Below are 445 nucleotides of genomic sequence, written 5' to 3' on the forward strand. Positions count from 1 at the left end.
AGTCCGTTAAAATTAGTATTTGTGGAGTTACCCAAATTTAATAAAACTTTGGAAGAATTGATTAATATTACGGATAAATGGCTTTATTTTTTACGCAAAGCACCAGATTTAGAAGTCGTGCCAGAATCGATGTTAATTGTACCCGAAATTGAGAAGGCTTTTGCGATCGCGGATCGGGTCAACTTAAGTTTAGAGGAAATAGACGATTTGGAGAAACGAGAACAGTTTGAACGGGAAAGAATAGGTGCTATTGAGTTGAGTAAGGCTGAAGCTCGGGCTGAAGGGTTGACTCAAGGGTTGACTCAAGGGTTGACTCAAGGACGGGCTGAAGGTATACAAATTGGTCAAATAAATCTGATTAAACGCCAATCAAAACGGCAATTAGGTGAACTAAGTCCAGAAATAGAAGATAGTTTATCACAGCTATCATCAGAGCAATTATCAG

Annotated in this window: 1 protein-coding gene; it reads left to right on the plus strand. The window is 38.7% G+C overall.

Translation table 11 applies throughout. The features are described 5' to 3' along the window. Positions 1 to 21: 21 nt before the first annotated feature. Positions 22 to 445 (plus strand): PD-(D/E)XK nuclease family transposase (locus tag PL8927_RS08245; protein WP_156093136.1); only part of this gene is annotated, 424 nt, incomplete at its 3' end.

This window comes from Planktothrix serta PCC 8927 (assembly GCF_900010725.2).
Classification (GTDB): Bacteria; Cyanobacteriota; Cyanobacteriia; order Cyanobacteriales; family Microcoleaceae; genus Planktothrix; species Planktothrix serta.